Genomic DNA, 7643 nt, shown 5'->3' on the forward strand with positions numbered 1-7643 from the left:
GACCATCAACGGCGACGCCAACGTGCCGTTCTACAAGGAGCTCGGCAACCAGGGCATCAAGGCGACCGACATCCCGGTCGTGGCGTTCTCGGTCGGCGAGGAGGAACTCGCGGGCATCGACACGAAGCCGCTGCTCGGCCATCTCGCCGCCTGGAACTATTTCGAGTCGATCAAGACTCCGGAGAACGAGAAGTTCATCAAGGAGTGGCAGGCCTACACCAAGAACCCGAAGCGCGTGACCAACGACCCGATGGAAGCCACCTATATCGGCTTCAACATGTGGGTGAAGGCTGTCGAGAAGGCCGGAACCACCGACACCGACAAGGTGATCGACACGCTGCCGGGCACCAAGGCGCCGAACCTGACGGGTGGCGTCTCCGAACTGCTGCCGAACCACCACATCACCAAGCCGGTGTTCATCGGCGAGATCAAGGGTGACGGCCAGTTCGACGTGGTCTGGAAGACCCCGGGCCTGGTGCCGGGCGACGCCTGGTCGAAGGAGCTCGACGGTTCGAAGGACCTGATCGGTGACTGGGTGACGCTGAAGTGCGGCAACTACAACACCGTGACCAAGAAGTGCGGCGGTAGCTGAGCGCCCGCTGACTGACGCCTGACGAAAGGGCGGCAACGCCGCGGCGTGCCGCCCTTTCGATCCTCATACGCCGCACCTTCATCCTTGCCGGGATAATTCAGTGCCATTGATCCGTTCATTGCGTCTCGTGCTCGCCGCCCTGGCGATCGCCTGCGCGAATTTCGCCGCGCTACCGGCGCTGGCTGGTCCCTATGAGGACGCCATTGCGCAATTTTCGCAGGACTCTTTTTCCGACAGTGAAGACGCGGTCGGCAAGCTGGTCGCCAGCGGCAATCCGCGCGCGGCCGTAATCATCACGGCGCTGCAGGACGGCAAGCTCTACGCCGATCCGGACAGCAAGGCCGCCTTCATCAAGGCCGACGACGGCAAGATCACCAATGCCGCGACCGGCGAGGCGGTTGCGGCGCTGCCGGCCAAGGCGAGCGCCGTCCGCCTTAACAACAAGCTGCGCCGGGTCGTGGCCGGCGCCATGGCCGGGCTGACGCTGCTGTCGCCCGATCTCGACAAGCGCATCCAGGCGGCGCAGTCGGTGTTCAAGTCGCACGACGAGACGATGCTGCCGACCGTCGAGGCGGCGCTGAAAGTGGAGAAGAATGCCGCGGCCAAGCGCGCCTTCACCGAAGCCCGCGCCTCGATCCTGCTGTTCAAGCAGGGCGCCAGCGATGTCGACAAGCTCGATGCGATCGCTGTGCTCAAAGCGCGCGGCGATCAGGAGGCGATGGCTCTGCTCACCGGATTGCCTGCCGAGCAGAGCGCCGCAGTCGCCAGCGGCATCGCCGGCGCCAAGGCTTCGATCGAGCGCAATCTGGCGATGTGGTCGGCGGTGCAGAATGCCTGGTACGGGCTGTCGCTCGGCTCGGTGCTGCTGCTCGCCGCGATCGGTCTCGCCATCACCTTCGGCGTGATGGGCGTCATCAACATGGCGCACGGCGAGATGGTGATGCTCGGGGCCTACACCACCTTCGTGGTGCAGGAAGCGATCCGCACCCGCTATCCGGCGCTGTTCGACTATTCGCTGCTGATCGCTGTGCCGCTGGCGTTCGTTGTCGCCGGCGCAATCGGCGTGCTGATCGAGCGCACCGTGATCCGCTTTCTCTACGGCCGCCCGCTGGAGACGTTGCTCGCCACCTGGGGCCTGTCGCTGATCCTGCAGCAGGCGGTGCGCACGCTGTTCGGCCCGACCAATCGCGAGGTCGGCAATCCGAGCTGGATGAGTGGTGCGTTCGAACTCGGCCAGATCACCATCACCTATAATCGCCTGTGGATCCTGTGCTTCACGCTCGCCGTGTTCGCCATTCTGCTGGCGATGTTGCGCTACACCGCGCTAGGTCTCGAAATGCGCGCCGTGACCCAAAACCGCCGCATGGCCGCCTCGATGGGCATCGCCACCTCGCGAGTCGATGCGCTGACCTTCGGCCTCGGCTCCGGCATCGCCGGCATTGCGGGCGTGGCGCTGTCGCAGATCGACAACGTCTCACCGAACCTCGGCCAGAGCTACATCATCGACAGCTTCATGGTGGTGGTGTTCGGCGGCGTCGGCAATTTGTGGGGCACTCTGGTCGGTGCGTTCTCGCTCGGCATCGCCAACAAATTCCTCGAGCCGTTCGCCGGTGCCGTGCTCGGCAAGATCGCCATCCTGGTGTTGATCATCCTGTTCATCCAAAAACGCCCCCGCGGCCTGTTCGCGCTGAAGGGCCGGGCGGTGGAGGCATGAGGATGGATGAGAGCAGCATGCCCCGCCACGCGTCGCAGCCAAACTCCCTCTCCCGCTTGCGGGAGAGGGCTGGGGTGAGGGCTCTTGCCACGCGCTCAGTGCTCGCGGACCCCCACTCCCGATTTCTCCCCACAAGGGGGAGGGGAGCGCACTGTGCATGGGGTGAACGTCGATGACCCCGCACATCCTCACCCGCTCGCTCAATCGCAGTGCCACGGTCTTCCTGCTGATCCTCGCCGCGGTCGGAATCCTGCTGCCGCTGTCCAATCTGCTGCTGCCGGACGGCTCGGCGCTGCATGTGCCGACCTATCTGATCTCGCTGTTCGGCAAATATGTCTGCTACGCGCTGCTGGCGCTGTCGATCGACCTGATCTGGGGCTATTGCGGCATTCTCTCGCTCGGCCACGGCGCGTTCTTCGCGCTCGGCGGCTACGCGATGGGCATGTATCTGATGCGCCAGATCGGCACCCGCGGCGTCTATGCCAATCCGACCTTGCCGGACTTCATGGTGTTCCTGAACTGGAAGGAACTGCCCTGGTACTGGTACGGCTTCGACCATTTCTGGTTCGCGGCGCTGATGGTGCTGCTGGTGCCGGGCTTGCTCGCGTTCTGCTTCGGCTGGCTGGCGTTCCGCTCGCGCGTCACCGGCGTGTATCTGTCGATCATCACCCAGGCGATGACCTACGCGCTGCTGCTCGCCTTCTTCCGCAATGATTTCGGCTTCGGCGGCAATAACGGCCTGACCGATTTCAAGGACATCCTTGGCTTCAACGTGCAGGCCGAAGGAACACGGGCGGCGCTGTTCTTCCTGAGTTGCCTGGCGCTCGGTGTCGGCTTCCTGATCTGCCGCGCGGTGGTCACCTCCAAGCTCGGCAAGGTGCTGATCGCGATCCGAGACGCAGAAAGCCGCACGCGGTTCCTCGGCTACCGTGTCGAGTCCTACAAGCTGTTCGTGTTCACGCTGTCGGCCTGCATGGCCGGCGTCGCCGGCGCGCTGTATGTGCCGCAGGTCGGCATCATCAACCCGGGCGAATTCGCGCCGGGCAATTCGATCGAGGCGGTGATCTGGGTGGCGGTGGGCGGCCGCGGCACGCTGGTCGGCGCCGCGCTTGGTGCCCTCGTGGTCAACTACGCCAAGACCGTGTTCACCTCCGGTCCGCTGGCGCCGTCCTGGCTGTTCATGCTCGGCGCGCTGTTCGTGCTGGTGACGCTGCTGCTGCCCAAGGGCATCATCGGCACCTTCAATGCATGGTGGGAGAAGGGCAAGGAGAAGGACCAGGCCACGCGCGACGAGGCCGCGGCGGCGGCGCGCGCGAGTGCGGCGCGTGAAGACGGCGTGATCGCGCCGAAGATGGCGGAGTAGGCCCGATGAGCATGCTGGAAACCCGCACTACCTCGGCGATGCTGTATCTCGACGGCGTCCACGTCTCGTTCGATGGCTTCCACGCCATCAACAATCTGTCGCTGACGCTCGAGCCCGGCGAGATGCGCGCAATCATTGGCCCCAACGGCGCCGGCAAGACTACGATGATGGACATCATCACCGGCAAGACCAAGCCGGACAAAGGCGAGGTGGTGTTCGACGGCAGCGTCGATCTCACCAAGCTGGACGAGACGGAGATCGCGACACTCGGCATCGGTCGCAAATTTCAGAAGCCGACGGTGTTCGAAAGCCAGACCATCGAGGACAATCTGCTGTTGGCGCTCAATGTCGATCACCGCGTCCGCGGCACGCTGTTCTGGCGTCGCAGCGAGCCGGAGAGCAAGCGGATCGACCGCGTGCTCGAGATCATCAAGCTCGGCGACTCCCGCGACCGCCTTGCCGGCAATCTGTCGCACGGCCAGAAGCAGTGGCTCGAGATCGGCATGCTGCTGGCGCAGGACCCCAAGCTGCTGCTGGTCGACGAGCCGGTCGCCGGCATGACCGACGTCGAAACCCACCAGACCGCCGAGCTGCTCAAGGAGATCAACAGCCACGACAAGACCGTCGTAGTGGTCGAACACGACATGACCTTCGTCCGCGAACTCGGCGTCAAGGTGACGTGTCTGCACGAAGGCACAGTGCTGGCGGAAGGGACGATCGACGATGTGTCGGCCAACGAGCGGGTCGTGGAAGTGTATCTGGGGCGATGAAATGCTGACCGTCGACAACATCAGCTTGTACTACGGCGCCGCGCAGGCACTGCGCGGGGTGTCGATCGCGGCGGAGCCGGGGAAGGTGACTTGCGTGCTCGGCCGCAATGGCGTCGGCAAGACCAGTTTGTTGCGTGCCATGGTCGGCCAGCAGCCGATCGCCTCAGGCTCGATCCAGTTCGACGGCGCTGACATCTCACATCTCAAGCCCTATGAGCGCGCCCGGCGCGGCATCTCGCTGGTGCCGCAGGGCCGCGAGATATTCCCGCTGCTGACCGTCGAGGAAAATCTCAAGACCGGGTATGCCCCGCTGAAGCGCGCGCAGAAGTCGATCCCCGACGACGTGTTTTCGCTGTTTCCGGTGCTGAATTCGATGCTCGGCCGGCGCGGCGGCGATCTCTCCGGCGGCCAGCAGCAGCAACTGGCGATCGGCCGCGCGCTGGTGATGCGGCCCAAGCTGCTGTTGCTCGACGAGCCGACCGAAGGCATCCAGCCCTCGATCATCAAGGACATCGGCCGGGCGATTTCCTATTTGCGCAGCCTCGGCAACATCGCCATTGTGCTGGTCGAACAATATCTCGATTTCGCCTGCGAACTCGGCGACAGCTTTGCGGTGATGGACCGCGGCGCAGTGAAATACACCTGCGATCGCGCCAACCTCGATCCCGCCGAGATCAGCCGGCAGATGGCGCTGTGACAGTCCGCGGCCGCTCGGCCGCAGCCGGGGGGCAGATGCAGACAGGAACGGCGACCGCCGCAACCTTCGCCGCCAATCGCGCCGTGGGCGAGGTGGCGGTGGATGTCGGCGCCGTGGACGGCGTCACCCGCCGCGGCGCCGTGCATGAAGCCGGGTCGCTGCGTGTCCGCTTTCCCTCGCCGGAGCAGCAGGGGCTGTCGGCCGTGCTGGTCAACACGGCGGGCGGAGTCTCCGGCGGCGATCGCTTCAGCGTGGCACTCAATGTCGGCGAAGACGCCCGTCTGACCCTGACCACCGCGGCCGCCGAAAAAATCTACCGCTCGCATGGCCCAGCGGCCAACCTCGACATCTCGCTCAAGGTCGCGGCCGGCGGCCACCTGGCTTGGTTGCCGCAGGAAACCATCCTGTTCGATCGGGCCCGCGCCGAGCGCCGCATCGACGTCGATCTCGCGGCCGGAGCCTCACTGCTGCTGTGCGAATCCGTCATCTTCGGGCGGTCGGCGATGGGGGAGACGATGCGGACCGGCCGCTTCGTCGACCGCTGGCGGCTACGGATTGACGGCAGGCTGGTGTTCGCCGAAGCGGTCCGGCTCGACGGCGACATCGCCGCGCTGCTGGCGCGGCCAGCGGTCGCCAAGGGCGGCGTGGCGGTCGGCACCGCGCTGATCGTTCCGGGCGATGCGACGCTGGTCGAGCGGCTGCGGCAGGACGCCGAAGCCTTCGGCGCCGAGGTCGGCATCACCGCCTGGAATGGAATTGCAATGGCGCGGTTCTGCGCCCAAGATGCGGCCAAGCTGCGCGCCGACATGGTCGCTGTGCTGCGCCGCGCCGCCGGTCGCGCTCTGCCGCGGCTGTGGTTCAGTTAGTATCACGAGTTCGCTCAACGACCTCTGAAATCGATCGAGTGCCTGCATGAATCTCTCCCCCCGCGAAAAGGACAAGCTGCTGGTCTCGATGGCTGCGATGGTGGCGCGCCGCAGGCTGGAGCGCGGCGTCAAGCTCAACCATCCCGAGGCGATTGCGCTAATCACCGACTTCATCGTCGAAGGCGCTCGCGACGGCCGCAGCGTCGCCGATCTGATGAAAGCCGGCGCCGAAGTCATCACCCGCGACCAGTGCATGGCCGGCATCGCCGAGATGATCCACGACATTCAGGTTGAAGCCACGTTCCCCGACGGCACCAAGCTCGTCACCGTGCACCAGCCGATCCGATGATACTTGCGCTACATCTCCACCCGTCAGGCCCGGGGTTGACCCGGGCATCCACGTGCCGCGCGGCATCGAAGACGTGGATGGCCGGGACGAGCCCGGCCATGACGGTGACTCAGCAAATGAGGTCATCATGATCCCCGGTGAACTGTTCATCGAAGACGGCGAAATCGAGCTCAACGCTGGCCGCGCCACGGTGACCTTGACGGTGGCGAATAGCGGCGACCGGCCGATCCAGGTCGGCTCGCACTATCATTTCTTCGAAACCAACCCAGCGTTGAAGTTCGATCGCGACAAAGCCCGCGGCATGCGGCTCGACATCGCGGCGGGCACGGCGGTTCGCTTCGAGCCTGGCCAGAGCCGCGACGTGCAGCTTGTTGCGCTCGCCGGCAGCCGTACCATTTACGGCTTCCGCGGCGACGTGATGGGCAAGCTGTAGATGACCGATCTCGTGCTGGTCTCCCGCGCCGCCGACTTCGCCGCGCGAAAACATGCCGGGACCAGGCGCAAGGGCGCCGACAAGGAGCCCTACGTCAATCACCTCGCCGAAGTCGCGCTGCTGCTGACGGTGGCGACGAACGGAGGCGATGCGCCGCTCACCGCCGCCGGCTGGCTGCACGACACCATCGAGGACACTGGCGTCACCCGCGACGACCTCGCCGCCGAGTTCAGCAAAGACGTCGCTACGCTGGTGGTCGCCTGCACCGACGACAAGACTTTGCCCAAGGCCGAGCGCAAGCGGCTGCAGATCGAGCACGCTCCGCATCTGGCGCCGCGCGCCAAGATGATCAAGCTCGCCGACAAGACCAGCAACCTGCGCTCGCTGATCCTGTCGCCGCCGGACGATTGGGAACGCGACCGGCTGCTCGACTATCTGGACTGGGCCGAAAAGGTCGCGGCCGGCTGCCGCGGCGTTAACGATCATCTCGAACGCCTGTTCGACGAAACCGCCATGCGCGCGAGGGCTGTGTTGTGAGCACCAGGATTTCACGTTCCGTCTATGCCGATATGTTCGGCCCGACCACTGGCGACCGCGTTCGGCTCGCCGATACCGATCTGATTATCGAGGTCGAGAAGGATCTCACCACCTACGGCGAGGAGGTGAAGTTCGGCGGCGGCAAGGTGATCCGCGACGGCATGGGCCAGTCGCAGGTGACCAACGCCGACGGCGCCGCCGACACTGTGATCACCAACGCGCTGATCGTCGACCATTGGGGCATCGTCAAAGCCGACGTCGCCATCACGGCGGGAATCATCACCGCGATCGGCAAGGCCGGCACTCCGGACATCCAGCCGAA

General features: G+C 65.2%; 9 protein-coding genes and 1 pseudogene. All 10 read left to right on the forward strand.

Features of this window, described 5'->3' with window-relative positions; genetic code table 11:
- Window positions 1-592 (forward strand): transporter substrate-binding protein (locus ACOJTD_RS00930; RefSeq protein WP_420131071.1); only part of this gene is annotated, 592 nt, incomplete at its 5' end.
- Between the two features lie 100 nt (window positions 593-692).
- Window positions 693-2306, forward strand: coding sequence for an urea ABC transporter permease subunit UrtB (gene urtB / locus ACOJTD_RS00935; RefSeq protein WP_420131072.1), 1614 nt, complete (start codon window positions 693-695; stop codon window positions 2304-2306).
- 172 nt (window positions 2307-2478) lie between these two features.
- Window positions 2479-3669, forward strand: a complete 1191-nt coding sequence (urtC, locus tag ACOJTD_RS00940; RefSeq protein ID WP_420131073.1) for an urea ABC transporter permease subunit UrtC — start codon at window positions 2479-2481, stop codon at window positions 3667-3669.
- Between the two features lie 5 nt (window positions 3670-3674).
- Window positions 3675-4439: an urea ABC transporter ATP-binding protein UrtD gene (gene urtD / locus ACOJTD_RS00945; RefSeq protein ID WP_254985727.1), complete on the forward strand. Its 765-nt coding sequence runs from the start codon at window positions 3675-3677 to the stop codon at window positions 4437-4439.
- 1 nt (window position 4440) lies between these two features.
- A complete protein-coding gene (gene urtE, locus ACOJTD_RS00950) occupies window positions 4441-5136 on the forward strand; it encodes an urea ABC transporter ATP-binding subunit UrtE (RefSeq protein ID WP_420131074.1) in 696 nt (231 codons plus the stop codon).
- Window positions 5137-5171: 35 nt separating this feature from the next.
- On the forward strand, window positions 5172-6002 hold the full coding sequence (locus ACOJTD_RS00955) for an urease accessory protein UreD (protein WP_420131075.1): 831 nt from the start codon (window positions 5172-5174) through the stop codon (window positions 6000-6002).
- Window positions 6003-6048: 46 nt separating this feature from the next.
- Window positions 6049-6351: an urease subunit gamma gene (locus ACOJTD_RS00960; protein WP_420131076.1), complete on the forward strand. Its 303-nt coding sequence runs from the start codon at window positions 6049-6051 to the stop codon at window positions 6349-6351.
- A gap of 127 nt (window positions 6352-6478) precedes the next feature.
- Window positions 6479-6784 carry an urease subunit beta gene (locus ACOJTD_RS00965; protein ID WP_420131078.1) on the forward strand — a complete coding sequence of 102 codons (306 nt, stop codon included), beginning with the start codon at window positions 6479-6481 and terminating at the stop codon, window positions 6782-6784.
- Entirely contained in the window at window positions 6785-7321 is a 537-nt protein-coding gene (locus ACOJTD_RS00970; protein ID WP_420131077.1) for an HD domain-containing protein, read from the forward strand. It abuts the gene before it with no gap.
- A pseudogene (gene ureC, locus ACOJTD_RS00975) lies at window positions 7318-7643 on the forward strand (urease subunit alpha); the annotation flags it as partial. The gene ACOJTD_RS00970 and the pseudogene ureC, both read left to right, overlap by 4 nt.

The sequence above is a fragment of the Rhodopseudomonas sp. genome (genome assembly GCF_048594845.1).
In the GTDB taxonomy this organism is placed as follows: domain Bacteria; phylum Pseudomonadota; class Alphaproteobacteria; order Rhizobiales; family Xanthobacteraceae; genus Rhodopseudomonas.